Annotated in this window: 17 protein-coding genes; 7 read left to right on the top strand and 10 right to left on the bottom strand. The window is 74.6% G+C overall.

The genetic code is table 11. The features are described 5' to 3' along the window. Window positions 1–37 precede the first annotated feature (37 nt). The 3 genes from V2S66_RS32305 to V2S66_RS32295 are packed head-to-tail and all read right to left on the bottom strand — an operon-like array spanning window position 38 to window position 5,244. Entirely contained in the window at window positions 38–625 is a 588-nt protein-coding gene (locus V2S66_RS32305) for a DinB family protein (RefSeq protein ID WP_330800357.1), read from the bottom strand. A 24-nt stretch (window positions 626–649) separates the two neighbouring features. Continuing rightward, window positions 650–1,702, bottom strand: a complete 1,053-nt coding sequence (locus tag V2S66_RS32300; RefSeq protein WP_330800356.1) for a DNA polymerase Y family protein — start codon at window positions 1,700–1,702, stop codon at window positions 650–652. Further along, window positions 1,699–5,244, bottom strand: a complete 3,546-nt coding sequence (locus tag V2S66_RS32295) for a DNA polymerase III subunit alpha (RefSeq protein WP_330800355.1) — start codon at window positions 5,242–5,244, stop codon at window positions 1,699–1,701. Before V2S66_RS32295 ends, V2S66_RS32300 begins: the two co-directional genes overlap by 4 nt. A gap of 426 nt (window positions 5,245–5,670) precedes the next feature. On the opposite strand from V2S66_RS32295, the gene V2S66_RS32290 reads away from it, so the two are divergent. The 3 genes from V2S66_RS32290 (at window position 5,671) to V2S66_RS32280 (ending at window position 8,486) form a co-directional block, all read left to right on the top strand. After that, entirely contained in the window at window positions 5,671–6,240 is a 570-nt protein-coding gene (locus tag V2S66_RS32290; RefSeq protein ID WP_330800354.1) for a VOC family protein, read from the top strand. Window positions 6,241–6,318: 78 nt separating this feature from the next. Continuing rightward, window positions 6,319–7,188, top strand: a complete 870-nt coding sequence (locus V2S66_RS32285; RefSeq protein ID WP_330800353.1) for a fumarylacetoacetate hydrolase family protein — start codon at window positions 6,319–6,321, stop codon at window positions 7,186–7,188. A 107-nt stretch (window positions 7,189–7,295) separates the two neighbouring features. Further along, window positions 7,296–8,486 carry an amidohydrolase family protein gene (locus tag V2S66_RS32280; RefSeq protein WP_330800352.1) on the top strand — a complete coding sequence of 397 codons (1,191 nt, stop codon included), beginning with the start codon at window positions 7,296–7,298 and terminating at the stop codon, window positions 8,484–8,486. Window positions 8,487–8,509: 23 nt separating this feature from the next. On the opposite strand, the gene V2S66_RS32275 is transcribed toward V2S66_RS32280, so the two are convergent. After that, window positions 8,510–9,199: a GntR family transcriptional regulator gene (locus tag V2S66_RS32275; protein WP_330800351.1), complete on the bottom strand. Its 690-nt coding sequence runs from the start codon at window positions 9,197–9,199 to the stop codon at window positions 8,510–8,512. A gap of 168 nt (window positions 9,200–9,367) precedes the next feature. On the opposite strand from V2S66_RS32275, the gene V2S66_RS32270 reads away from it, so the two are divergent. Then, window positions 9,368–9,823, top strand: a complete 456-nt coding sequence (locus V2S66_RS32270) for a hypothetical protein (RefSeq protein ID WP_330800350.1) — start codon at window positions 9,368–9,370, stop codon at window positions 9,821–9,823. Between the two features lie 26 nt (window positions 9,824–9,849). Here the strand turns inward: V2S66_RS32270 and V2S66_RS32265 are convergent, their stop codons facing one another. From V2S66_RS32265 to V2S66_RS32255, 3 genes are all read right to left on the bottom strand, one after another. Further along, window positions 9,850–12,201 carry a transketolase-like TK C-terminal-containing protein gene (locus V2S66_RS32265; RefSeq protein ID WP_330800349.1) on the bottom strand — a complete coding sequence of 784 codons (2,352 nt, stop codon included), beginning with the start codon at window positions 12,199–12,201 and terminating at the stop codon, window positions 9,850–9,852. A 303-nt stretch (window positions 12,202–12,504) separates the two neighbouring features. Further along, window positions 12,505–14,238, bottom strand: a complete 1,734-nt coding sequence (locus tag V2S66_RS32260; RefSeq protein WP_330800348.1) for an FAD-dependent monooxygenase — start codon at window positions 14,236–14,238, stop codon at window positions 12,505–12,507. Continuing rightward, window positions 14,235–15,152, bottom strand: coding sequence for an alpha/beta hydrolase (locus V2S66_RS32255; protein ID WP_330800347.1), 918 nt, complete (start codon window positions 15,150–15,152; stop codon window positions 14,235–14,237). The genes V2S66_RS32260 and V2S66_RS32255 overlap by 4 nt, the downstream gene beginning before the upstream one ends. 530 nt (window positions 15,153–15,682) lie before the next feature. On the opposite strand from V2S66_RS32255, the gene V2S66_RS32250 reads away from it, so the two are divergent. Both V2S66_RS32250 and V2S66_RS32245 read left to right on the top strand, forming a co-directional pair. Next, window positions 15,683–18,454 carry a ricin-type beta-trefoil lectin domain protein gene (locus tag V2S66_RS32250; RefSeq protein ID WP_330800346.1) on the top strand — a complete coding sequence of 924 codons (2,772 nt, stop codon included), beginning with the start codon at window positions 15,683–15,685 and terminating at the stop codon, window positions 18,452–18,454. Window positions 18,455–18,718: 264 nt separating this feature from the next. Next, window positions 18,719–20,383 (top strand): glycoside hydrolase family 27 protein, encoded by a 1,665-nt coding sequence (locus V2S66_RS32245; protein ID WP_330800345.1) that lies wholly within the window; start codon window positions 18,719–18,721, stop codon window positions 20,381–20,383. A 203-nt stretch (window positions 20,384–20,586) separates the two neighbouring features. Here V2S66_RS32245 and V2S66_RS32240 read toward each other — a convergent pair whose 3' ends face one another. Next, a complete protein-coding gene (locus V2S66_RS32240) occupies window positions 20,587–21,489 on the bottom strand; it encodes a hypothetical protein (protein WP_330800343.1) in 903 nt (300 codons plus the stop codon). Between the two features lie 118 nt (window positions 21,490–21,607). Here V2S66_RS32240 and V2S66_RS32235 point away from each other — a divergent pair, with 118 nt between their 5' ends. Further along, complete coding sequence (locus tag V2S66_RS32235; RefSeq protein ID WP_330800341.1) at window positions 21,608–22,543, top strand: oxygenase MpaB family protein; 936 nt, start codon at window positions 21,608–21,610, stop codon at window positions 22,541–22,543. Here the strand turns inward: V2S66_RS32235 and V2S66_RS32230 are convergent. Both V2S66_RS32230 and V2S66_RS32225 read right to left on the bottom strand, forming a co-directional pair. Beyond that, window positions 22,533–23,555 carry a zinc-dependent alcohol dehydrogenase family protein gene (locus tag V2S66_RS32230; RefSeq protein WP_330800340.1) on the bottom strand — a complete coding sequence of 341 codons (1,023 nt, stop codon included), beginning with the start codon at window positions 23,553–23,555 and terminating at the stop codon, window positions 22,533–22,535. The genes V2S66_RS32235 and V2S66_RS32230 overlap by 11 nt on opposite strands. Window positions 23,556–23,759: 204 nt before the next feature. Beyond that, entirely contained in the window at window positions 23,760–26,339 is a 2,580-nt protein-coding gene (locus V2S66_RS32225) for a serine/threonine-protein kinase (RefSeq protein ID WP_330800339.1), read from the bottom strand. Window positions 26,340–26,461: the final 122 nt, after the last annotated feature.

Raw genomic sequence — 26,461 nt, 5'->3', positions numbered from 1 at the left:
CGCGTCCCGGCCGGGACGCGCGCCACCCCGCGTTGGTCTACCCGCCCGCGGCCGCCTCCTTGGCCACCTGCTCCAGCCGGCTTCGGTGCGCCGCCCACCACGCCGGGTCGCCCGGCGCCGTGTTGGCGCTGCCGGGACGCTGCCCCGCGGCCCCGTCGACGAGTTCACGGACGATGTCGGCGTGCCCGGCGTGCCGCTGGGTCTCGGCGATCATGTGGACGAGGATCCGGCGGAGCGGCAGTTCGGCCCGCTGCCCCCACGGCACCCGCCCGACTGCGTCGAGGGGCAGCGACTCGATCGTCGTGTCCGCGTGCGCGCAGACCCGGCGGTAGCCGTCGACGATCTGCTCGCGCGTCTCCTCGGCGGTCGCCCACAGGTCGGCGTTCGGCTCGGCGGCGCCGGCGATCCAGAGCGGCGGCGCCTCGACCGGCCGGCCGAAGGCCTCGCCGAAGTACGCCGCTTCGGCGCCGGTCAGGTGCTTGACCAGGCCCAGCAGGTTGGTGCCCGTCGGGGTCATGGGCCGGCGGACGTGGTACTCTGACAGGCCCTCCAGCTTCCACAACAGCGCGTCGCGGGCGTCCTGCAGGTAGAGGCGGAGATCCGCCTTCGCGTCTGATCCGTTCATCGCACCAGTCTCCCGATCGGGCGATCACCGTCCACTGCTTTTCCCCCGCCGCGCGCGCCCATGCGCGTCCTCGGCCGCCTGCGTCCCGGCGTGGCGGGCGAGGCTCGCCGGCCGCACGGCGTCCGCGCCGAAGCGTTTGCGCGCCCGGTCGCTCGCGGCCTCCGCGGCGCGGCCGCGGTCGCCGTCCGGGTCGAGGGTCAGCTGGTGGTGGGCCTCCCCCTGCGGCCGGAGCTGGTCGGCGCGCAGGGCGTAGGCGCGGACGCGGGCGCGTTGCAGGCCGAGGGAGTCGAGCAGGGCGAGAGCGGTGGCGGCGAGGGCGGGGGAGTGCGCGGTCGCCTCGGGGAGGGTGCGGGTGCGGGTGGAGGAGGAGCGGTCGGCGTAGCGGACGGTGAGGCTGAGCCGGCCGGCGGCCTGGTGGTCGCCGCGCAGCCGGATGCCGAGCTGCTCGGTGAGGTGCAGGACGGCCCGGTGGTGTTCGGCGGAATCGAGGCAGTCGCGCTCCAGGATGCGGTCCGCGGTCAGGTGCAGGGCGGTGGGCTGGGGCGTGACCGGGCGGGGGTCGTGGCCGCGGGCGCGTTCGGCGAGCAGGCGGGCGGGCGCGGCGCCGAGCAGGCGCTGGAGGGTGGCCGGCGCGACGTCGGCCACGTCGGCGACAGTGTGCAGGCCGAAGCGGCCGAGCGTGGTGGCGGTGGCGCGGCCGATGCCGGGCAGGGCGGTGACCGGACGGGGCCGCAGCCAGGCGTCGACGGCGGCCTGGTCGCCGGGGACGTGGGTGGTGCCGCCGGGCGGCGTGGCGGCGGCCGCCATGGCGGCGAGCATCCGGTTGCCGGCCAGGCCCGCGGTGGTCCGGATGCCGTAGAGGGCGGCGAGCCGGAGCTTGACGAGCTGGACCAGGGCGTAGGGGCCGAGGTCGAAGAACCTGAGCGCGCCGGTGAGGTCGAGCTGGACGGCGTCGGGCGGGAAGGGCTGCACGCGGGGCGTGATGCCGGCCAGCAGGTCCAGCACGTCCTCGTAACCCTCGTCGTCCAGGTCGGCGTGCAGGTGGAGGTGGGCGATGCTCCGGGGGCGGGCGCTCATCCGGCGCTCCCGGGACTGCGGTGGCCGAGCTTCCTCAGATCGGCCGCGCGGGTGCCGGCGGGCTGCAGGTCCGCGTACGGGTGGAGCCGGGCGCCGGCGGTCCCGTTGGCCAGCGTCCGTTCCGGCCGGGCCGGCTGCGCCCCCTGCTCTGCCTGCGCCCCCTGCTCTGCCTGTTCCGGCTGCTCTGCCTGTTCCGGCTGCGTGGCGGTGGCTGCGGGTCGCGGCCGGTCGGCGCCGAGCAGCGCGAGGGCGGCCTCGGGGCCGCCGTCGCGGCGGGCGGCGGCGACCTCGTCCAGGTCCCAGGCCATGCTGCCGACGACGGTGCGGCGGCCGCCGCGGACCTGGACGGTGCCGCGCACCAGCAGCAGCCCGCTGTGGAAGACGGTGTGGGCGCAGGCCTCGTGGGAGTCCTCGAAGAACGCCAGGTCGACCAGCCCCGACCCGTCCTCGAGGGTGACGAAGATGATCCGCTTGCCGCTGGCGATGGGCGGCGTCTGGGTCGACGCCTTGACCCCGGCGACCAGCACCTGCCGCCCCGGCCGGACCGCGGCCAGGTGGGCGGCGTCGAACGCGCCGACCTCCCGCAGCAGCCGGTGGTGGTGGACCATCAGGTGCTGCGAGACGTCGATGCCGAGGATCTGCAGCTCGGCGCCGAGCGCCTCGCGGCCGGTCAGCTCCTTCAGCCCGCTGGGCTCCGCCGCCCCCACCGCGCCCGCGTCGAGGGGGACCTGGCCGTCCGCGGCGGTGCGGGTGCGGGACTGCCGGTGCAGCTCGACGATCTGCAGGAGCAGGTCCCGCCGGGTCAGCGATCCGTCGTGCAGGGAGTCCAGCGCGCCGATCTCGGCGAGGCGTTCGGCCAGCGGGCGCGAGGGCCGGGCCCGCTGCCAGAAGTCCGACAGCGAGGCGTAGGGCTGCCCGGCCTCGACCCGCGCGGACTCGGCCTCGCTGATGCCGCGCACCCCGGCCAGCGCCAGGCGCACACCCCACCGGCCGTCGGGTCCGGTGGCCTCGATGACGTGCCTGGTGCGGGAGCGGTTGACCTCGACGGGCAGCACCGGCACGCCGTGGCGGCGGGCGTCGGCGACGATGACCCGCTTGGGCCACATCCCGGGGTCGTGCTCCAGCAGACCCGCGTACAGGGCGGCCGGATGGTGCGCCTTGAGCCAGGCCGACTGCAGCGCCGGCACAGCGAAGGCGACGGCGTGCGCGCGGCAGAACCCGTACGCGCCGAACGCCTCGACCACCTCCCACACCCGCCCGCGGACCTGCGCGCCGTAGCCGCGGGCCGCGGCCGTGCGGTCGAACCAGTCCCGGAGGCCGGGCAGCCGGCCCTTGTCGCCGAGCGCCCTTCTGGCGATCTCGGCCAGCGCCCGGTCGCAGCCGGTCATCACCGCGAAGGTCTCGATGATCTGCTCGTGCCAGATCGTCACGCCGTAGGTGTCGGACAGGACCGGCTCCAGGTCGGGATGGGCGTACGCGGGGGCGGCGCCGTGCCGCGCGGCGATGTACTGCTCCGGCATGCCCGAGCGGACCGGTCCCGGCCGGAACAGGCTGATGTCGGCGATGACGTCCTGCGGGTCGCGGGGCTGCAGCCGCGACAGCAGGTCCTGCTGTCCGGGTGACTCGAGCTGGAACATCCCGATCGTGTCGCTGTTCTGGATGAGCTTGAACGCGAAGAAGTCGTCCAGCGGCACCTGCGCCCCGTCGTCGAGGTCGATGTGCTCGCCCGAGGTCCGCTCGATCTCGTCGACGGCGTGGGCCATCGCGGACTGCATCCGCACGCCCAGCACGTCCAGCTTGATCAGCCCGAGCGCCTCCACCTCCTCCTTGGCGGCCTGCACCATCGGGTACTGGTCGTTCGGCGTGGGCTGCACCGGCAGCCGGTCCAGCAGCGAACGGTTGCTGATGATCACCCCGCACGGGTGCATCGCCATGCCGCGCACCAGGGCGTCCAGGCCCTCGGCGAGCTCGAACAGCGGCCCCCACCGGCCGGCCGCCGCCTCGGCGGCCAGCCCGCGCAGCTCGGGCAGCTCCGCCAGCGCGCTGGTGATGTCCGCCGCCCGCAGGTGCGGAAACGACTTCGCGATCCGGTCGACCTCGTGCGGGGCGATGCCCAGCGCCAGGCCGGTGTCGCGCAGCGCGTGCCGGGCCCGGTACGTCTCCGGCATCGCGGTCACCGCGACCCGCTCGCGGCCGAAGCGGGCGATGATCGCGTCGTAGCACTCCAGCCGCCGCGCGCTCTCCACGTCGATGTCGATGTCCGGCAGCCCGGCCCGCCGCACCGACAGGAACCGCTCGAACAGCAGCCGGTGGTCCAGCGGATTCGCCGTGGCGATCCGCAGGGCGTGGCAGACCATCGAGCCGGCCCCGGAACCGCGCGCCGCGACCCGTACCCCCAGCGCGCGGATGTCCGCGACGGCCTGCCCGACGGCGAGGAAGTACGCGTCGTAGTCCAGCGCGCCGATGACCCGCAGCTCCTGGTCCAGCCGGTGCACGGCGGCGCGGTCGCGGTCCAGGCCGCGGTCGGCCAGGCCGGCCTCGCACCGCTCGCGCAGCAGCCGCGCCGCGCTGCCGTCCCCCGGCCTGGCCCCCACCACCTCCGGCTCGGGGAAGTGCGGGACGCCCAGCCCGAGGTCGCGCACCGGGTCGACCCGGCAGGCGTCCGCGGTGGCCGCGGTGTCCGCGATCAGCCGGGCCGCCCGCCGGGCGCCCAGGCCCGCGCAGTCCGCGATCTGTCGCGCGGCCGCCGCCATGGCCTGCGGGTCCTTCAGCCAGCGTTCGCCGCCGTCCAGGCGCCGCCGGTCGATCGGCCGCAGCAGCCGCGCGGCGTCCAGCACGTCGGCGAGGCGGTGCTGCTCCGGGTCCGCGTACCGGACCGCGTTGGCGATCACCGCGGTCGTACCGGTGCGGTCGGCCAGCGACAGGGTCCGTGCGGCGAGCCGCAGCGAGCCGGGACCGGTGCCCTCCCGGCCGTGCCAGACGGCCTCCAGGCGCACCCCCGCCCCGAAGACCTCCTGCCAGGGCGCCAGCAACTGCCGCGCCACGTCCGCGCGGTCGGCAGCCAGGGCGCGCACCGGCTCGGACGCCGGGCCCAGCAGGACGGCCAGGCCGTCCCCGCCGTGCTCCCGCAGCGCCTCCCAGGAGACGACCGGGCTGATCCCGCTCCCGCCCGCGGTGCCCGCGTGCGCGGCCGACACCAGGCGGCACAGGCGCGCCCACCCGGCCCGGTCCTGCGCCAGCAGCACCACCCGCAGCGGCGGCTCGCTGACGTGCGCCCCGCCGCGCACCGGGGTCCTGCGGCGCTCCGCAGGGGGAGGCGGAGCGAGCGCTTCGACGGCGAGGTCGACGCCGAAGAGCGGCCGGACGCCGGCCTGCGCGCAGGACTGCGCGAACCGCACCGCGCCGGTGACGGTGTCCCGGTCGGTGATCGCGAGCGCGTCCATGCCGCGCTCGGCGGCCCGCAGCACCAGCTGCTCGGGGTGCGCGGCGCCGTACCGCGGGGAGTAACCGGTGGCGACATGCAGATGCGCGAATCCGGCCACGTCGCACCTCCCTCACCCGATACACCCCATTCATACTATTAGACCGAAATGATCCTCGTACGTGAGTTCGATTAGCGTAGCGCGGTCATCCCAGGTCAGCGAGCCGGGACGCGCCGAGCCGCCCGTTCGGCGCCCGTTCGGACGGCCTGCGTCGGTGATCGCGGGAGGGCCGCGCCGCCGCATCGCCCACCCCCCAGGCCGAGTTGCCGTGGCGTACGGGTGGCGCGCGGGTGGCGCCGGGCGGAGGGGAGACTCTGCTCACAGGGTGCGGCGGACGGGCGGACGGGCGGCGCCGGCGCCGGGGTCCGCGTCGACCCGGCCGGCGGCTGTCGGAAGCCTTGCTGTTATCACATATATTGACTATCGTCGGCGAAAGGTCAGAACAAGATCGGCAGCGACAACCGTCCGTCACCGAGGAGCCCTCCGATGGCCACTCCGAAGTTCGCCCACGTCGTCTTCCAGACCAGCCAGCCGGCCGCGATGAGGGACTGGTACTGCGCGGTGCTCGAGGGCCACGTCGTCTACGAGGACGCGGCGCTGACCTTCATCACGTTCGACGAGGAGCACCACCGGATCGCCCTGCTCAATCCACCGGGCGCGCTGCAGCGCAAAGCGCCGACCACGGCCGCCATGCACCACGTCGCCTACACCTTCGACGGCCTCGACGACCTTCTCGACCGGTACGTGACGCTGCGCGACAAGGGCATCGCCCCCGCGGTGTGCATCGCCCACGGCGTCACGACCTCGATGTACTACCAGGACCCCGACGGCAACTTCGTCGAGATGCAGATCGACAACTTCGCCGAACCCGACCTGGCCACCGGCTACATGCGGGGTCCGGAGTACGCCGCGGACTCGGTCGGCCCGGCCTTCGACCCCCAGCGCATGCTGCTGGCCCGCGAGGCGGGGGCGTCCGTGGACGAACTCACCGCACGCGCCTGGTCGCTCCGGGCCGAGCTGCCCGACCCGATGGGCGTCCTGCTCGGCTCGCCCTGAGCCGGCCACCGCCGGGCCGCGCGGGCGCCGCCCCGCACCGCGGCCCGCAGCCACCGTCCCCTACCGCTGGAGTACCCGATGCGTAGTGCCAACCTCGCCGGACGGCTCGTGCTGCTCGACTCCCACGACCGGGCCGTCGACGTGGAGAAGGCGAGCGGCGGCCGCTTCCCTGCCGCGCCCCAGGCGGTGTACGCCCGGTGGCGGGAGTTCCGGGCCTGGGCGCAGGGCGCCGACCTGCCGGCCGGCGAGCCGTTCGACCCCCGGGACCTGGGGGCGCCCGCGCCCGAGCCGCGCCAGGTGCTGGCGGTCGGCCTCAACTACCGTGACCACGCCGCCGAGTCGGGGCTCGGCGTGCCGGACACGATGCCGCCGGTCTTCACCAAGTTCGCCACGAGCATCTCAGGACCGGTCTCCGAGGTCGTGCTGCCGGACGGAGGGCACACCGACTGGGAGGTCGAACTGGTCGCGGTCATCGGGGCCGACGCCCGGCACGTGCGGGAGAGCGAGGCCTGGGCGTACGTCGCCGGCCTCACCGTCGGTCAGGACATCTCCGAGCGGCTGACCCAACTGCAGGGGCCCGCGCCGCAGTTCAGCCTCGGCAAATCCCTCCCCGGCTTCACGCCGACGGGTCCCTGGCTGGTCACGCCGGACGAGTTCGCCGACCCTGACGACCTCCAGCTGAGCTGCGCGATCAACGGGGAGCAGATGCAGAAGAGCCGCACCGCCAACCTCATCTTCTCCGTGCCCCGCCTCGTCGCGGAGCTGTCGGCCGTCCTGCCGCTGCTGGCCGGCGACATCCTGTTCACCGGCACGCCCGGCGGCGTGGGTCTGGGGCGCGACCCCCAGCGCTGGCTCACGCCCGGCGACGAACTCGTCAGCCGGGTCGAGGGGATCGGCGAACTGCGGCAGACGTTCGTCGCCGGTCCGCGCACCGCGGCCGCCGGCTGACCGCCGGCCTCCCACGCGCCTGCCCGCACCGCCCCTCCGGGCGGGTCCGGCGCGCCCCGACGCCCACCCCCCACTTCCGTGCTCACCTCACAGAAGGGCCCACCACGATGTGCATCGACGACAGGACCAGACGCGACTTCTTCAAGACGGCCGCGGCGGCCGGAGCCGCCCTCACCGGCGTGCAGGCGCTCGCGGCGCCGAGCGCCGCCCACGCCCAGGAGGCCACCGCCGGCTTCGGCGAGAAGGTGGCCCTGACCGACGTCCGGGTCTTCGACGGACAGAACCTCACCGCCGCGCGTACCGTCGTCATCGACAACGGGCTGATCGGCGTCAGCGCCCTCGGCGCCCGCACGATCGACTGCGAGGGCGCGGTCCTGCTGCCCGGACTCATCGACGCGCACATCCACCTGCAGGACGTGGACACCCTGGCGGCCCTTGCCGGCCACGGCGTGACCACGGGCCTGGACATGGCCTGCTTCCCCCCGTCGCTCGTCACCTCGCTGCGGCGCCGGCGGGGCCTGACCGACATCCGCAGCGCGGGCACCCCGGCCGTCGCCCCCGGCAGCCCGCAGAGCCGGCTGCCGACCTTCCCCGCCTCGGGTGTGGTGAACGGACCGGACCAGGCGCTGCGGTTCGTGCAGCAGCGGATCGCCGAGGGATCGGACTACATCAAGATCATCGTGGACGTGCCCGGCCTGAGCGAGGAGACCGTCCGCGCCCTGACCACGACGGCCCACGCGTTCGGCAAGGCCGTGATGGCCCACGCGACCTACGCCGCCACCGTGGACGAGGCGCTCGACGCGGGCGTGGACATGGTCCACCACGTGCCGCTGGACACCGCCCTGACCGCCGCGGCCGCGGCGCGCTATGTGGCCGGCGGCGCGATCTCCGTGCCGACGCTGACCATGATGGAAGGGTTCGGCGCGCTGGGCATTCCCGGGCTGAGCTACGCGGCGGCCGAGGACAGCGTCGCCGCGCTGCACCGGGCAGGCGTGCGGATCCTGGCCGGGACGGACTCCAACCTCACCCCGGGGATACCCGTGCAGCCGGCCTTCGGCCTCAGCCTCCACCACGAGCTGGAGCTGCTGGTGGCGGCCGGCCTGACCACCCGTGAGGCGCTGGGAGCCGCGACGTACCTGCCCGCGCAGTCCTTCGGCCTGCGCGACCGCGGCGCGATCCGCCCCGGCTACCGCGCCGACCTGGTCCTGATCGACGGCGACCCGCTCGCCGACATCACCGCGACGCGCGCCGTCCGGCGCGTGTGGGCCGGCGGCGTCGAAGTCCCGGCCGCCGCCTGACCCGGCCCGGCCCGCGGTGCGCGTCAGGCGCCGGACGCCGCCGACAGGGCGCCGATCGCGATCTTCTCGTTGCGCGCGAGGTGCTGCTCCACGGCGGCGGCGGCGGTCGCGGCCCGGCGGGTGCGGAAGGCCGCGACGAGGTCCACGTGGGCCTTCCGGCGCCGCTCGTGCTCGGCCGGGTCGGGGTCAAGCCGGCCGAACCCGATCCGGATGTAGCGCTCCCCGGCCCGCCACAGCAGGGTCAGGACGCGGATGTCCCAGGCCGTCGCGGCCGGCGCCAGAAGCGCCAGATGGAACGCGTCGTGGCCGTCGTAGATGTCGGCCATGCCGCGTTCCCGCAGGCCGAAGCCCGCGGCCTGCGCGTCGAGCCGGTCCAGTTCCTGCTCGGTCAGCAGACCGCAGGCGCGGCCCGCGATCTCCGGCTCCAGAGTGCGGCGCAGCCGGTAGATCCCGTGCAGGTCGTCCAGGTTGAGCGGGGTGATGACGGCGCTGCGCCCCGGGCGCGTGATGACCAGGCCCTCGCCCTCCAGGCTGCGCAGGGCCTCCCGGATCGGGATGAAGCTGACGTCGAGCATGCCGGCCAGTTCCCGCAGCGAGTACTGCTCGCCGGGGGCCAGCACGCCCGCCAGGATCGAGCGGCGCAGCTCGTCGGTGGCCTGCTCGACCACCGACCGGGACGTGATCGGCTGGACGGCGTCCCGGGGTGTCGCCACGTTGTCTTCCTCGCTTCGGCCGTCCGACCTGTCGATATCAACTATAGCGACGGCCCCTCCTCGGTGAGTACGATATATGTGATAACACACACTCGGCCCGGGGCGCGTTCCGTCCCGGGCCGGCCCGGACGACGCCGGTCACCGGCGACGGCGAAAGGGACGACGACCGTGAGCAACGACGGCAACCACTCCGCATGCCTCATGTGCGCCATGGAGGACGCGGACGAGACGGCGCGTGTCTTCGGCGACTCCCTGTGGGCGGCCGAGATCGTGCCCGGCTACGAGGTGCCCGGCTGGTTCATCCTGCGGGCCCGGCGCCACGCCGAGCTGATCACCGGACTGGACGGCGCGGAACTGGCCGGTTTCGCCCGGCGCGCGCGGGACCTGGTCGCGGCCGTCACCGAGGCGACCGGCGCGCCGGCCACGTACCTGCTGGCCTTCGGCGAGAACTACCGGCACTTCCACACGCTGGTCACCGCGCGCGGCGCCGACGTCCCCGCCGACCGGCGGGGCGGCGACATCCTCAGGCTGCGCGCCGAGCGGCGCGACCCCGAGGCCGCGGCCCGGCTGCTGCCCGCGGTGCGCGAGGCGTACCTGCGGCTCGCGGGCACCGAGGTCGGCTGACCCCGGCGGCGCCGCCCGCGCGTCGATCAGTCGGTCAGGTCGAGCGCGGCGGCGACGACGGCGTCGGCGTCGATGCCGTGATGCCGGTAGACCTCCTCCAGCGAGCCGGACTGCCCGAAGCGGGTCACGCCCAGCGTGCTCAGCGGCACCCGGTGGACGGCCGCCAGGAACGCCAGGGTGTGCGGGTGCCCGTCCAGGACGGTGACCAGCGGTGCGGCGCGCGCGGCGGGGAAGACCTGGTCGAGGATCCAGGTGTCGGCCTCCCCGTGGCCCGCACGGGCGTCCAGGGCCCGGAAGAGCAGCCCGGGACTGGTGACGCAGACGACGTCCGCGGCGGTCCCGAGCCCCTGCAGCCGGTCGGCCGCCGCCAGCGCCTCGGTGACCATGGCGCCCATGGCGGCGATGGTCACCCGGGGGCTCTCGACGCGGCGCAGCGGATACCCGCCCGCGACCACCTGGCGGCGGCGCCGCTCGCGGGCCGCGGGGTCGGCGGGCACCGCGGCCAGCGACTGGTCGACGGGCCGGGTGGACAGCCGCAGATAGGCGGAGCCGCCGTCCGGCCTGCCCAGCCGGGCCAGCGCGTGCAGCAGCGTCCACTCGGTGTCGAGGGCGAAGGCCGGCTCCCAGGTCGTGCAGCCGGGCTGCTCGATGCCGAGGGACGGCGTCGTGACGGACTGGTGCGCGCCGCCCTCGGGAGCGAGGGTGACCCCCGAGGGGGTGCCCACCAGGATCGACCTGCCTCCCGCGTAGATGCCGAACGACCAAGGCTCCAGGGCGCGTTGGACGAAGGGGTCGTACAGCACGCCGATCGGCAGCAGCGGCTGCCCCCAGCGGCTCCAGGTCGCGCCCAACTCGCCGAGGAGGCCCACCAGGTTGGTCTCGGCGATGCCCAGTTCGATGTGCTGGCCGGTCGGTTGCTCGCGCCAGTGCAGCAGGGTCTCGCGGTCGTCGTGGAACCAGTCGACGCGCTCGGCGGGGGCCCAGACGCCGACCTTGTTGACCCAGCCGCCGAGGTTGGTGGACGAACTCACGTCGGGGCTGACGGTGACGACCCGGGCGGCGGTCTGCGGCGCCGCGCGCGTCAGGTCCAGCAGCACCCGGCCGAGCGCGGCCTGCGTCGTCGCGGCACCCGCGGGCGTACGCCCGAGGTCCGCGGGCACCGGGGGAGGAGGCGTGAGCGGCACCGCATCCCGCCGCAGCCGCGCCGCCGCCTCGGCGCACAGCCTCCCCGCCGCGGAACCGGCGGGGAACGCCGCCCAGGGCAGCTCCGGGTCGGCTCCGGTGCGCGCGGCGAGTTCGCCGAGCTGCGCCTCGGTCAGCAGCGAGGAGTGGTTCTGCGGGTGGCCCTGGGTGGGCAGTCCGTAGCCCTTCACGGTGTAGGCGAGGATCACGGTGGGCCGGTGGTCGTCGACGGCGGCCAGGGCGCCGTCGAGCGCGGCGAGGTCGTGGCCCCCGAGGTTGCGCAGCACTCGGAGCAGGTCCGCGTCGTCCAGCCCGTCCAGCAGCGCCGCCACGTGCGCCGCGCCCGGACCGTCGCCGGGGAGGCGCTCGCGCAGCTCGGCGGCCGTGCAGCGCAGCAGCCGCTGGTACTCGGGGTTGGACATCGCGTCGATGCGCTCCCGCAGCCGCTCACCGCCGGGGCGGGTGAACAACTCCCGCAGCAGCGTGCCGTACTTGAGTGTGATCACCTGCCAGCCCGCCGCGGCGAACATGCCGTGCAGGCGGGTCGCGGCCGGCCCCGGCACGACCCGGTCGAGGGACTGCCGGTTCAGGTCGACGATCCACACCAGTTCGCCGAGGCCCGCGACCTGCGGGTCGAGCACGGCCTCCCAGACCGCGCCCTCGTCCAGTTCGGCGTCGCCGACCAGCGCGTACTGGCGGCCGCCGGCCTCACCCGGGCAGGCGTAACGGCGTGCCAGGGCGCCCCAGACGGTGGCGGTGGCCCCGATGCCGACCGAGCCGGTCGAGTAGTCGACCGGGTCGGGGTCCTTGGTCCGGCTCGGATAGCTCTGCAGCCCTCCGAAGGCCCGCAGGGTCGGCAGGTAGGCGGCGTCGAGCCGCCCCTGGAGGTAGTTGACGGCGTGCAGGACCGGTGAGGCGTGCGGCTTGACCGAGACGCGGTCCTCCGCCCGCAGATGGCGGAACCACAGCGCGGTCATGATCGAGACCATCGAGGCGGACGACGCCTGGTGGCCGCCCACCTTGAGCCCGGAGGGGTTGGGGCGCACCCGGTTGGCGTGGTGCACGATCGCCGTGGACAGCCACAGCACGCGCTCCTCGACCTCGCCGAGCACGTCGAGCCAGGCGGCGGCGCCGGCGGCGGAGATGCCGGCCGGGACGGCGCCGGCGGGGACGCTGCCGGTGGGGACGGTGGTCATACGGGACGGACCTCCTTACGGCCGGACCTGGTCCGGGCCGAGACGGGGGAAGAGGCGTCGGGCGTTGCCGCCCTCCACCGCGGTCAGCTCGGCGTGCTCGCGGTTGGCGTCGCGGCAGGAACGCGTGGCGAAGGCGAGGTCGTCGGGGGCGCCGAGAGGCTCCGCGCGCGGAGCCCCCGGCGGTCCACGAACGCCGGCGCGCCCCCGGCGGACCGGCCCGCGGGAACCCGGTATCCGCCGGCCAGGGTGGACCCCGAGGCGAGCAGGGCTTCCACGGTGCCGCCGAGGTGGTGGGCGTGGACGTCAACGCGGGTGTGCGGCATCGGCTCCGTCTCCGTTCCGGCCGGCGCGCGGCCGCGGGGCGGCCGGGAGCGCCGGGGGGCGCCGGGGCGCCTGCGCGGCGCCGCTCAGGGTGTCGATCAGCGCGGGGACGTCCTGCGGGAGGCCGTCACCCCGCCAGCCGACGACCTGGTCGGGCCTGACCAGCAGCCGCCGGGCGCCGAGGCGCGCCGCCCGGTCCCGGTCGCGGCCGGTCAGCTCGTGCAGGTCGACGACCGTCAGCGGGACGCCGCGGGCCCGCGCCGCGTCCTCGACGGCGCGGTCCGGCGCACCGCGCCCGAAGGTCAGCAGCGTCAGACCGGGCCCGAGCAGGTCGTAGAGGGAGCGGCCGTCGGCCAGGAAGAGGTGCGGGAGACGGGCGCCGGTACGGCCCGCGGATTCCGGCCCGTCCCCTCCCTGGACCTCGTCCTCGGGCAGCACCGGAGAGGTGGAGACGCGCAGCCCGAGGACGAGGTCCAGGGAGTGGAACTCGGCGGCCTTGGTCTGCTGGATGCGCGCCCCCGCCACCCGGCGCGCCTCGGCGCCCGCCCGGTCGGCGTCGTCGAGGTTGTCGGCGAGCAGTTCGGTGGAGAGCACCCGCATGTTGGCGGTCGCCTCGCGGATGACCCGCTCCTGGACCGGCCGCCGTTCGGTCTCGTAGCTGTCGAGCAGGGCCGCGCCGCCCCATCCGGCCAGGACCGCCGCGAGCTTCCAGCCGAGGTCGACCGCGTCGCCGATCCCGGTGTTGAGCCCGTGGCCGCCGAACGGCGGGTTGAGGTGCGCGGCGTCGCCCGCGAGGAACACCCGGCCGCCGCGCATGCGGTCCACGATCTGCATCCGGGCCGTCCACGGGTCGGTGGACAGCACCGCGGCCCGCACCGGGCGGCCGGCGACACCGTCGATCAGCCGCTGCGCCTCCCGCTCCCCGCTCTCCCGGTCGACACCGAAGGCGATCGCCCACCAGGTGTCCTCCCGGTCCAGCGGTCCGACCAGCGCCGGGGCGGAGGCGTTGACGATCCAGTACTGGACGGCGGGGCCGTGCCGCACCAGGTCCCCCAGCCCGGGGCTGCGGAAGACGAAGCCGAAGTTCGGGCGCAGCGCGTGCTCGCCCAGGTACGAGGAGCCGATCAGGTCCCGCACCGCGCTGCGGGGGCCGTCGCAGCCGATCACGTAGTCGGCGGTGACGAGGGTGCGCCCGCCGTGCCCGTCCTCCACCGCGACGGTCACCTGCTCGTCGTCCTGGTCCAGGGCGACGACCCGTGACCCGAGCGCGAGGTGGCAGGCGTCGATCTCCCCGACGGCCTCGCGGAGGACCTCCTCCAGCACGTACTGCGGCGCCTGCTGACCGGTCTCGGGGAAACGGTCGCCGTCCGGCGCGAGGCCGAGCACGCCGGTGAAGCGGGAGAGCTCCCAGCCGGTCAGCGAGGTGCAGAAGACGACGTCCCGCGACCAGGACACCGGAAGCGGAGCGCGGGCGCGGAGCCGGTCGGCCAGGCCCCAGCGGCGCAGGTGCTCCATGGTGCGGACGTTGAGCGTCTTGCACCGCGGCCGGGCCCGGGAGACCGTCGGGCGCGGCTCGACCACCAGGCAGCGGACGCCGCGCCGCCCGAGTTCGACGGCGGCCGCCAGCCCCACCGGGCCGCCGCCGGCGACCAGCACCTGGACCCTGCGCGGCAGGCGCTCCCCGGAGGCGGGCGCCGGCCCCCGCGCCCGGCTCACCGCAGCCCCGCCGCCCAGACGGCGCACTCCTCGGCGAACGCCAACTGCCGCAGGTGCAGCGCGAAGCCGAGGGTGTGGTGGTCGATGCAGTGACCCGTGCCGCGGGCGACGGCGGCGTCGACGAAGGGGGCCGCGGTGAACATCGCGGCGAACCTGGCCACGTTCTCCGGGGCGCTGTCCCACAGGGCGTCGTACTCGCCGAGGGCGTTGTGCACGGGTACCCCGACGCGCGGCGCCACTTGGGGCAGGTGCTCCTCGGGCCACCGCGGGGCCTGGATCAACTCCCGCACCGGGACGGGCGCGTACGAGCCGTGGGCCTGCCGCAGCCCTTCGGCCCGGTAGGTGGACGCCGGTCCGAACATCACCTTGTCCCGCTCCCCGTACGGCAGGTCGACCGTCGCGTCCGGCGGGAGCGCGGCGAGCGCCTCGGCCGCGCCGCCGGGCGGGATGACGGCGCCCATCCCGGTCGCCGAGACGCCGATCAGCGGAAAGCCGGGACCGGCGGCGGCGATCATCAGCGCGATCATGCCGCCGATCGAGTGGCCGGCCAGGATCACGCCGTCCGCGCCGGCCCGCTCGGCGGCCTGGGCCACCGCCGCGGAGAGCAGCTCGGCGTGGCGGGTGAAGGTGTTGGCGTCCGGTTCGAGCGGCGTGCTGCCGCCGTAGCCGGGGCGGTCGAAGGCCACGACCCGGTAGCCGTTGGCGGCGGCCACGTCCATGAACGATCCCTCGGGCGACCCGGCGACGTCGAAGTACCGCGCGGTGTACGTGCCGCCCGGCAGCGCCGCGATCAGGGGCTTGCCGCTCGGTGCGGCGGGGTCGCCACGGTCCGCGGGGGTGGCGGGGTCGGCGGTGATCGCGGTGATCGTGTGCCCGTCGACCTCGAAGGTCGCGGCACCGCGCTGATTGGCCATCTGCGGCCTCCTGAGAGAGGTGGGATTGCTTGCGCTCCACGCCGGGATGCCCGCGGGCCGCCCGTCACCGGGTGGACGCGAGCCTAGGCGCTATATGTGATAACAGCAAGGGTGCGGCACGGCCGTGTCGCCGCCGTGCCGCACCCGCTTCCCCCGCGAGCGCTCATCGGGGCGGGCCTGCGGGAGATCGCGTCGCCGGCCCCTCGCGGCCACGGACCGGCGGCCACGCCCTCGCCGGGCGACCCGCCCCCGGGCCGTTCACCACCGTCGCCGCCCCCGTCCGCGGCCCGCACCGTCCCGCGCCGGATGGGAGGCGCCCACCCGGCACGGTGAGCCGCGGGGCGTCGGTCGAGAAGGCTTTGCCTTTCGTTGGAACATGTTTTTTTGGTACGGACCTTGACGCTCAAACGAACACGACTTCACACTGTCGCGCAGTCTCCCGGACCGCTCGGCACACGGCTTCGGCACGCGCCCGCGGACCGGGAAACCCTCGTTCGCTGTCCCGCCCCCCACTGGCGAAGGACCATGCCGTGCATCGACACCTGAGATTCCTCCTGCCCCTGTGGCTGCTCGCCCTCCTGGCCACCGCGCTCTCCGTCGGCGCGGGCCCCGCACAGGCCGCGACCACCACCACCGTCACCGTGGACGGATCGCAAGGAGGCCGCACCTTCGACGGCATCGGCGCGATCAGCGGCGGCGGTGGCAACTCCCGCCTGCTGCGCGACTATCCGGCGGCCCAGCAGTCGCAGATCCTGGACTACCTCTTCAAGCCGGGCTACGGCGCGAACCTGCAGTTGCTGAAGCTGGAGATCGGCGGCGACGCCAACTCCACCGACGGCGCCGAGCCGTCGATCGAGCACACCCGCGGCCAGGTCAACTGCGACGCCGGCTACGAATTCTGGCTCGGCGAGCAGGCCAAGGCCCGCAACCCGAACATCAAGCTCTACGGGCTCGCCTGGGCGGCCCCCGGCTGGATCAACGGCGGCTTCTGGTCCACCGACACCATCAACTACCTCATTTCCTGGCTCGGTTGCGCCAAGCAGCACGGCCTGCCGATCAGCTACCTCGGCGGCTGGAACGAACGCGGCCACGACGTCAACTGGTACATCCAGCTGCGGTCCGCGCTGAACAACGCCGGCTACGGCAGCGTCCAGATCGTCGGTGACGACTCCGGGTGGGGCGTCGCGGACGACATGGCGTCCAACTCCGCCTTCAACAACGCCGTGTCCGTCATCGGCGCGCACTACCCGTGCCAGGGCGGCGACGGCGGCAACGCCGACACCTGCTCGTCCACCACCGCGGCGAAGAACAACGGCAAGCCGCTGTGGGCGTCGGAGAACGGCTCGCTGGACATGAACTCCGGAGCGCCCGCGCTGATCCGCTCGATCGTCCGCGGATACGTCGACGCCCGCATGACCGCCTACCTCAACTGGCCGCTGGTGGCCGCGATCTACCCCAACCTGCCGTACAACACCGTCGGGCTCGCCACCGCCAACTCGCCCTGGTCGGGCAGCTACTCGATCGGCGAGGACACCTGGGCCACCGCCCAGATCACCCAGTTCGCGCAGCCCGGCTGGAAGTTCGTCGACTCCGCCTCCGGCTACCTCGGCGGCGCCGAGTCCAACGGCACGTACGCCACCTTGAAGTCGCCGGGCGGGTCCGACTACTCCACCGTGCTGGAGACCACCACCGCCACCGCCGCGCAGACGGTCGGCTTCCACGTCCAGGGCGGCCTGTCCACCGGCACCGCGCACGTGTGGGCGACCCGGGTGAACAGCCCCAGCGCCGCGACGGACTTCGTCCACACGCAGGACATCACCCCCTCCGGCGGCTCGTACACGCTGACGCTCCAGCCCGGCTGGATCTACACCGTCAGCACGACCACCGGCCAGGGCAAGGGCACCGCCGCGGGCCCGGCCGCCCACGCCCTCGCGCTGCCCTACACCGACGGCTTCGACAACGACACCAGCGGTACGGAGGCCCGGTACCTCTCCGACATGCAGGGCGCGTTCGAGGCGCGGGCGTGCACCGACGGCCGCTCCGGACAGTGCGTGCAGCAGGTGGCGCCGGTCAAGCCGATCGAATGGCAGGACGACTCCGACGCCTTCTCGCTGGCCGGCGACCCGACCTGGACGGACTACACGGTCAAGGCCGACGTCGACCTCCAGCAGGCCGGCACCGCCGAACTGCTCGGCAGGGCCAACACCCAGAACCGCCCGCAGAGCCACCAGGCGGCGTACGAGCTGCGCGTCGCCGACACCGGCGCCTGGTCCATCGTGCGGACCTCGGCCGGGGGCAGCGCCACCACACTGGCCTCGGGCGGTCACGCCGCGCTCGGCACCCGCTCCTGGCACACCCTCGCCCTCGGCTTCTCCGGCGACCAGATCACCGCGTCGGTCGACGGCGCGACCCTCGGCACGGCGACCGACAGCACCTACAGCGCCGGCCAGGTCGGCATCGGCGTCGTCGGCTACCAGACGGACGAGTTCGACAACCTGTCCGTCACCGCCAACGCGCCCGGCAACCACGGCGGCATCCTCAAGGGCCGCGCCTCCGGGTTGTGCGCGGACGTACCGGCCGCCTCCCAGACCAACGGCACCCAGGTCGCGCTGTGGGACTGCAACGGCGCGGCCAACCAGTCCTGGACGCTCACGCCCGCCGGCCGGCTCACCGTCTACGGCGGCGCGAAGTGCCTGGACGTCAACGGCGGCGGCACCGCCGACGGAACCGCGGTCCAGATCTGGGACTGCAACAACACCGCCGCGCAGGCCTGGACGGTCGGCGCCGACGGCACCGTGACCAACCCGAACTCCGGCAAGTGCCTCGACGCCACCGCCAACGCCACCGCCCCCGGCACCCTGCTGGAGATCTGGACCTGCAACGGCGGCCCGAACCAGGCGTGGGCCCGCGGCAGCGTCGCCGGCCCGGTCAGGGGCCAGGAGTCCGGCCGCTGCGTCGACGTCCCCGCCGGCAGCCAGAGCAACGGCGCCCAGCCCGCGCTGTGGGACTGCAACGGCGCCGGCAACCAGACGTGGACCTCCACCTCCACCAACCAGCTGAGCGTCTACGACACCAAGTGCCTGGACGTCACCGGCGGCGCCACCGCCGACGGCAGCCCGGTGGAGATCTACGACTGCAACGGCACCGCGGCCCAGCAGTGGCGGGTCCGCGACGACGGCACGATCGTCAACACCGGCTCGGGCAAGTGCCTCGACGCCGTCGGACACGGCACCGCCGACAGCACGGCCCTGGACATCTGGACCTGCACCGGCGGCGCCAACCAGGTCTGGCGACGCGCCTGACCGCACCTCCGCTCCCCGCCGGGCACGCCGCAGGCCCACTCCTGCGGCGGCCCGGCGGGGCCCCGCGCCCACCGGGCCGCCACCGGACGCGCGCCGTCCGGCCGGCGGCCGGCGGCCCGTTCGTGCAAACGGCGGGCCCGGGGGGCGGGACAGCCGACGCTCCACCTGGTACGCATCTGGTGACGGCCCCCACACCGCCTGAGCCGTCGATCGACGCGCCTCCTGCCCGACGCACCTCCGTTCCCCCACCGAAGGAGCACGATCATGCCCCTCAGCCTGCGTCGTCCCGCCCGGCCGCCACGGCCCTCCCGGGGCGGCCCCCGTTCCCTGTCCTCGCGGCTCGCGGCGGCGGCGACCGTCCTCGGTCTCGCCGCCGTCACCGCGCCCGCGCTCGTCCTGCTGGGGCCGGCCCCGCAGGCCGAGGCGCTGTCCAACGGGCTGGCCGTCACCCCGCCGATGGGCTGGAACGACTGGAACTCCTTCGGCTGCAACGTCACCGAGCAGAAGGTCAAGTCCGTCGCGGACTACATCGTCTCCTCAGGACTCGCCGCCGCCGGATACAGCTATGTCGACATCGACGACTGCTGGATGTCCGGCAGCCGTGACAGCGGCGGCCATCTCGTGCCGGACCCGGGCAAGTTCCCCGACGGCATCAGCGGCACTGCCGCGTACGTCCACGGCAAGGGGCTGAAGCTCGGCATCTACGAGAGCGCGGGCACCAAGACCTGCGCCGGCTACCCCGGCAGCCTCGGCCACGAGCAGACCGACGCGAACAGCTTCGCGTCGTGGGGCGTCGACCTGCTCAAGTACGACAACTGCAACAGCGACGGCACCTCGCCGCAGCAGCGCGACACCACCATGCGGGACGCCCTGGCCAGGACCGGCCGGCCGATCCTGTACAGCCTCTGCGAGTGGGGCCAGGACAGCGTGTGGACCTGGGGCGCGGGCGTCGGCAACATGTGGCGCACCACCGGGGACATCAACGACAGCTTCGGATCGCTGCTCTCCAACTTCCACACCAACGTCACGCTCGCCGGGTACGCGGGTCCCGGCGGCTGGAACGACCCCGACATGCTGGAGGTCGGCAACGGCGGGATGTCCTTCACCGAGGACCGCAGCGAGTTCAGCCTCTGGGCCGAGATGGCCGCCCCGCTGATCGCGGGCAACGACCTGCCCGGCTCCTCCGCCGCGACCCTGTCCATCCTCGGCAACCGGGACGTCGTCGCCGTCGACCAGGACTCCCTCGGCAAGCAGGGCACCGAGATCTCCTCCGGCGGCGGCCTGGACGTCCTCACCAAGCCGCTGGCGAACGGCGACCGGGCCGTGGTCCTGTTCAACGAGAACGCCGGCGCCGCCACCATCTCCACCACGGCCGCCGCGGCCGGACTGCCCGCGGCCTCCTCCTACACCCTCAACAACCTCTGGTCCCACGTGAAGAGCACGACCGGCGGCGCCATCTCGGCCACCGTCCCGGGCCACGGCTCCGTGATGTACCGGGTCTCCACCGGCTCCGCCACCACCACCGGCACCACGCACCCGCTCGCCGGGGCCTCCTCCAACCGCTGTCTGGACGCCTACAACAACCAGACCGCACCCGGCACCAAGATCGAGATCTGGGACTGCAACGGCGGCACGAACCAGCAGGTGACGCCCACCGCCGCGGGTGAACTGCGGCTGTACGGGGGCACCCAGTGCCTGGACGCCACCGGTGGCGCCACCAACGCCGGGACCGCGGTGGAGCTGTGGACCTGCAACGGCGGCGCCAACCAGCAGTGGCGCCTGAACCCCGACGGCACGGTCACCGGCGCGCAGTCCGGGCTGTGCCTGGACGTCACCGGCGGCGACCAGCCGGCCGGCAACGTGAACGGCACCGCGCTCGAACTGTGGAACTGCAACGGCGGCGCCAACCAGCAGTGGCGGCTGAACTGACCCCGGACAGCACCGGAAACGACCCGAACCCATCCTGATCCGACCCTGAACGGCCCGAACCAGGGCAGTTCCCGGCCACCGGCCCGAGCCGCCGCGAGCGGCTCGGGCCGTCGTCGTCCTCTCTGCTGTTCCTCTCTCAATAACAGGCCCAATGGCGGCGGTTGAGCACCCCACACCGACAACTACCAGCGGGCTGACAGGAGTTACGACATGTCCAGCGTCGCGACGACCGCGCGGCGCAGTTGTTCGAGCTTGGGCGGGAGCAGGGCCGTGAGGCCGTGGGCGGCGCGGCCCTGCTGGTAGCTGCGGAGCAACCCGCGTTCCTCCAGGGGCATTCCGGCCGGCCGGCGTACGAGGGGGACGGCCGGGTCGACGACGCCGGAGTGGTTGGGCGTGAGGGAGACCCACAGGCGGGAGGTGCCGTGCGCGCGCTGGACGAGGCGGTCGCGCACCGGCAGCCACCGTTCCAGTGCGGCCACGCTCAGGTGGGTGAGGGGCACGGACTCGTGCCGGGGCGGCGCGTGGGTGCCGTGCTGGGGCTGGCGCAGCAGCCGCAACTGCCGTGTGGCCAGGTCGAGGTCGGTCAGCCGCCGGTCGGCCAGTTCCCCTGAGCGGGCGGCGGTGTCGAGTACCAGGGCGACCACCGCGTGCAGCCGGATCTGGCCGGGTGTGGAGGCCCGTGTGATCAGCGCGTGGCCCAACTGCTCGCGCAGATCGGTGATCTGCGCGGCGAGCGGCGTCGGCCGGGGCGCGACCGGGACGGCCTGCCCCCAGCCGATCGGCGGCAGCCCGGCGGCCCGGCGGATCTGGTCGAGGCAGGCCAGCCGGGCGGCGTTGGTCGCGGCGGCCGTCGGCGGGCGCGCCCCCCGTACCGTGCGGGTGCGGAGCGATCCTGTCCCGGCGACGCGGACGTAGGTGCGCAGGGTGTCGTCGGCGAGGAGCCGGGCCAGGCCGCCCTGGGCGGCGACGGGCAGCGTGCCGAGGGTCAGGGCCTGGGCGAGTTCCGCGCGCACCATGCCCAGCTGCCGCCGCCGGGAGGGCCCGGCCGGGAGCCGGCCGAGCAGCGTGTCGAGAGCATCCAGCGCGGGCCAGGACGTCGTGGGCATGACGTGATTCTCCCGTACCGCCGCCCGCCGGCCGCTGCCCGCCGATCGCGGCCGTCGGGCGGCTGCCTCCCGGCCGGACCGGTCGTGCTGACCGGGCGCGGAGTCGTAGGGTGGCGGCATGGCGGATTCGCCGGCGCAGACGCCGGGCCTGGGCGCGGTGCGGGAGCGTCTGGGCAGGGAGCTGTTCGCCCGGGTGGCGGGGCCTGAGGGGCCGGCGAACCGGGCGAGGATCCACGGTGGCCCAGGACCCCGGTGGTTCGGGCCCGACCGGCCGATCCGGGCGGTGCACGGCGACGCGTCGATGTTCGTGGGCGGTCTGCGGGCGCTGCTCCTGCAGTCCCTGCACCCACTGGCGATGGCCGCGGTCGCGGCGCACTCGGGATACCGGGGCGATCCCTGGGGGCGGCTGCAGCGCACCAGTACCTTCCTCGCCGTGACGACCTTCGGCGCTGCCGCCGACGCGCAGGCGGCGGTCGACCAGGTCCGAGCGGTGCACGCGCGGGTCCGGGGGACCACCGCGGACGGGGCGGCGTACGCCGCGTCCGATCCGCACCTGCTGGGCTGGGTGCACGCCGCCGAGGTCGACAGCTTCCTGCGCGCCCACCGCCGCTACGGCGCCCACCCGCTCGACGACGCCGGATACGACGGGTACGTGGCCGACGCCGCGCGGGTGGCCGAGGCGCTCGGCGTGCTGGACCCGCCGCGCAGCCTGGCCGAGCTCGCGGCGTGCCTGGACGGTTACCGCCCGGAGCTGCGCGGCACCCCGCAGGCGCGGGCCGCGGCGCGTTTCCTGCTGCTCCACCCGCCGCTGCCGTGGGTGGCGCGCCCGCCGTACGCGGTGCTGGCCTCGACCGCGGTGGCCCTGCTGCCGCTGTGGACGCGGGTGCCGCTGCGGCTGCCGTACCTGCCGGCCGTGGAGGAGACGGGCGTGCGGCTGGCCGGCCACGGGGTGACCCGCGCGATCCGCTGGGCGATGACCCCGCCCGCGGGCCCGGCGGCCGCCTCCGACCCCGATCCGGGCGGGCGCCCGGATGCGGAGCGGCTCACCCGGTGACGTCCGTGTCGTCCGTGTCGTCCGTGGTGTCGGTGACGTCGATGACGATCTTGCCCTGGGCGGTGCCGGTTTCGACGGCGGTGTGGGCGTCGGTGGCGGTTTCGAGGGTGTAGTGGCGGGGGTCGAGGCGTGGGGTGAGTGCGCCGTTGTCGGCGAGGGTGGTGGCGTGGGTCATGATCTCGCCGTGGTGGGTTCGGCCGTTGCCGGTGAGCAGGGGGAGCAGGGTGAAGACGCCGGAGTAGGTGGCGCCGCGGAAGGACAGTGGTGCGAGGCTGTGGGTGCCCCAGCCGAGGGCGCTGACGACGTGGCCGGTGTAGGTGCGGGCGGCGGCGAAGGAGGCGTCGAGGGTGGTGCCGCCGACGGTGTCGAAGATGATGTCGAAGCCCTGGCCGCCGGTGTGCTGGGCGACGTAGTGGGGGACGTCGGTGGTGGTGTGGTCGATGGGGGTGGCGCCGAGTTCCTGGATGGTGGCCAGGCTGCGGGGTGAGCCGGTGGCGAAGACCTGGGCGCCGTGGTGGCGGGCGATCTGGATGGCGATGTGGCCGATGCCGCCGGCGCCGCCGTGGATCAGGACGCGGTCGCCGTCTGTGACGGCGGCGCGGTCGATGAGGCCTTCCCAGGCGGTGATGGTGGCCAGTGGCAGGGCGGCGGCTTGGCGCATGGTCAGGGAGGTGGGTTTGGGGGCGAGGAGTCGGGCGTCGACGGCCGCGTACTGGGCGAGGGAGCCTTGGAGGTCGCCGACGCCGCCGGTGAGGCCGTAGACCTCGTCGCCGGGGGCGAAGCCCTGCACGCCCTCGCCGACGGTCCGGACGACGCCGGCGAGGTCCAGGCCGAGCACGGCGGGCAGCACCCGCTGGGCGTGGGCGGCCTTGCCCGCCCGGATCTTGGTGTCCAGGGGGTTCACGCCGCTGGCGTGGACGGCGACCAGGACCTGGCCGGGTCCGGCGACCGGGGTCGGGATCTCGGTCAGCTCCATCGGCGTGCCGTACTGGTTCAGGACGAGTGCCCTCATGAGCGGCTCCTTGGGTCGCGCGGGGGGTGACCACCGGGCTGCGCGCGTCCCATTCTCGTCCGCGCGCTGACGGGATTCACCTCGGGCGGGGACGGCGCCGGCCACGGGTGCGCGGGGGTCACAGCGGGGCGCGCTCGGGGCAGGGGCGGAGGAGCTGTTCGAGCGCGCCCCACCTCCGTGCCGGGGCACGCGCGCGCCCCCGCGTCACCCCTCGGTGAACGGAACCTCCGTCGCCTGGCCCTCGGGCGTGCCGTCCAGGGCGGCCAGGAACTCCGGGACGGTCGGCCGGTCGCCCGGGTCGCGCGCCGTGATGGACCGGAGCAGCGCCCGCAACCGCGCGGAGACCGGCAGCTCGTCGACGGGCACGTCCTCGTTGACGATGCGGTACAGCACGGCCGCCACGTCGCCTGTCGACTCGGAGTTCCAGACCGTGCTCCCGGTGAGCGCGAAGATCATCACCAGGCCGAGCGTGTAGAGGTCCGTCCGGATGGTGAAGGGCCCTCCGGAGACGTGTTCCGGCGCCATGTAGCCCACGGTGCCGACGAGGACGCCCCGCTTGGTGATGGAGTCCTCGCGGGTGCCCGTCATGCGGGCCAGTCCCAGGTCGATGACGACGGCGCCGCGGCGCGGGTGGAGGAGGATGTTGCCCGGTTTGAGGTCGATGCGCGCCAGGCCGGCCCGGTCGATCGCCTGCAGGGCGGAGCCGAGGTGGCGGGCGAGCGTGGCCACCGCCTCGGCGGGGAGCGGACCGCGCCGTTCGACGTACGCGCTCAGCGACGGGCCGTCGACCAGGTCCATGATCAGCGCCGACTCTCCGGAGCCCGACGTGACCAGCTGCCGGATCTGGACGATGTGCAGGTGGTGGAGGCGCTGCCCGGCCTCCGCCTCCCGCTGGAAGCGGCGGCGCATGTCGGCGTCCTCGGCCAGCCGGGAGTGCATCATCTTGATCGCGACGTCGTCGCCGGTGAGCCGGTCGCGGCCGAGGTAGACCGAGCCCATCCCGCCGTGCCCGATCAGCTCCCGGATCTCGAAGCGGCCGTCGTCGAGCGTCCCGACCAGCGGGAACCGGCCGGCCACCGACACCTCGCTGATCGGGAAGGCCGCGTCGGCGGCGGAGCCGACCCCCGCCACCGACACCGGCTCCGACCAGGACACGCCCTGGTCGGCGCGCTCCCGCTCGTTGCTGCGGGCGAAGCCGGCCAGCGCGCGGCGGTACTCGTCCGACAGCCGGTAGCTGGGCAGCAGGCCCTCGTCCTGCTGCCCGAACCGGGTGATCTGCACGGAGGTGTCCACCGCGACGAGCACCCCGCCGCGCGCCAGGTGGCGCAGCACCCGCTCCACCCGCACGGCCGTCACCTGGAGCAGCGGGTCGATCCGCTGGTCGCCGGTGGCGCTCGTGACGTCGGCCGAGGTGAAGGGGCGCCCCTGGCTGCGCAGCGCCCAGTCGGTCACGTGGTAGTCGCCCAGCCGCCTGCGGTCCTCGTCGATGGCGAGGGACGCGATGCCGCGTGTCGTGCCGCCGCTGTCGATGGCGGCGACGACCTCCTGGAGCTCCCGGTAGAAGCGCACCCGCGCGCCGTCGTCGGGCCCGAGGGTCATGTACGGCGCTCCGCCGTCCCACGCGACCAGCGCGTTGAACTCGTGCAGCAGCCGGCGCGGCACCCCCCGCGCCTTGAACTCGAAGTAGCGCACCAGGTCGTCCAGCAGGGCCGGGTCCGTGCCCACGCCCCCGTCAACGCCCCCGTTCGCCTCGGGGGCGGGGGCGGGGTCCGCGCCCGCGTCGGGGTGCGCGCCCTGGTCCTCGGCCTGGAGGCGCGAGCCGTCGATGAGCCCTTCCACCAGCCGGCGCGGCGCCTGCCACAGGCAGGGCACGTAGGCGCGCCAGCTGAAGACGCTCTCGTACACACCGTTGCCACGGTCGCCGTCGCGCAGCGCCCGGTCGTGCAGGTCGGGTCCCGCGACCACCAGGAAGTGCGCTCCGCGCATGGTGAGGACGTTCTTGAGCTTCCCGAGCAGCTCCTCGAACTCCGCTATCGCCTCGTCCCGGCTGTCGGTGAGCTTGTCGACCTCGTCCAGCACGACGACCGGGTGCACCCGCAGCCGTGCCTCACCCCGCTGGCGCGCGCGCCGGCCGAACCGCCGCAGCCCGCGGGGCGCGGGCCGCGGCCGGCCCCCGTCGCCGTTGAGCAGGCCGACGATCCGCAGGAGGTCGTGCTCCACGTCCGTCTCGGAGTACGCGAGGAAGGCCGCCTCCATCGCCTGCGACTCGGTCCGCCGCCCGGTCAGGCTCAGAGTGGGCGCGAGGCCGGACAGCAGGCCGCCACCGGGGCCGACGCCCACGGTCCCGCCGCGCTCGCTGCTGTCGCTCTGGGTCTGCTTGAACGACAGCGACGTGCGCGTGTACGCCATGACGAGGGAGTTCAGGATGTCGGGAGGCAGCAGGGGGAGCAGGCCGCTGTCGTCCAGCGCCTCGAACATCCGGCGCACGACGGCGAACAGCAGCTGGTCGGCCGTCATGGTCCTGGCCACGTTGAGGTGCACCAGCAGCAGGTGCTCCTCGCGGCCCCAGCCCGCGGCGGTCTGCGCCAGCGCGCGCAGCACCAGCGTCGACTTGCCCACCCCGCGGAAGCCGGTGATGAGGAACGCGCCGCCGTGCGAGTGGGCGAGCCGCTCCTGCAGCGTCGTGACCAGCGGTTCGTGGCCCAGCGTCGGAATGGCCGGGTCGCCGGCCGGCAGCGGCTCGTGGATGTAGCGGAACTCCGCGTGCAGTGGCGCCCGTACCATCGTCCCCCCACAGGTCGTGCCGGCCGCGCGCGCCGCCCCCCGGCCCGCGCCCGGCCTTCACCGCGGCGTGCGTGCCCGGCCGGAGACGACGATACCGAGCCGGCGCCCCACCGGCGGGCCGA

Origin of the sequence: Actinacidiphila polyblastidii (assembly GCF_036353415.1) — a bacterium.
GTDB classification, from domain to species: Bacteria; Actinomycetota; Actinomycetes; order Streptomycetales; family Streptomycetaceae; genus Actinacidiphila; species Actinacidiphila polyblastidii.
Note: the sequence above shows the minus strand (reverse complement) of the source record. Positions and strands in the feature narration are given on the sequence as shown.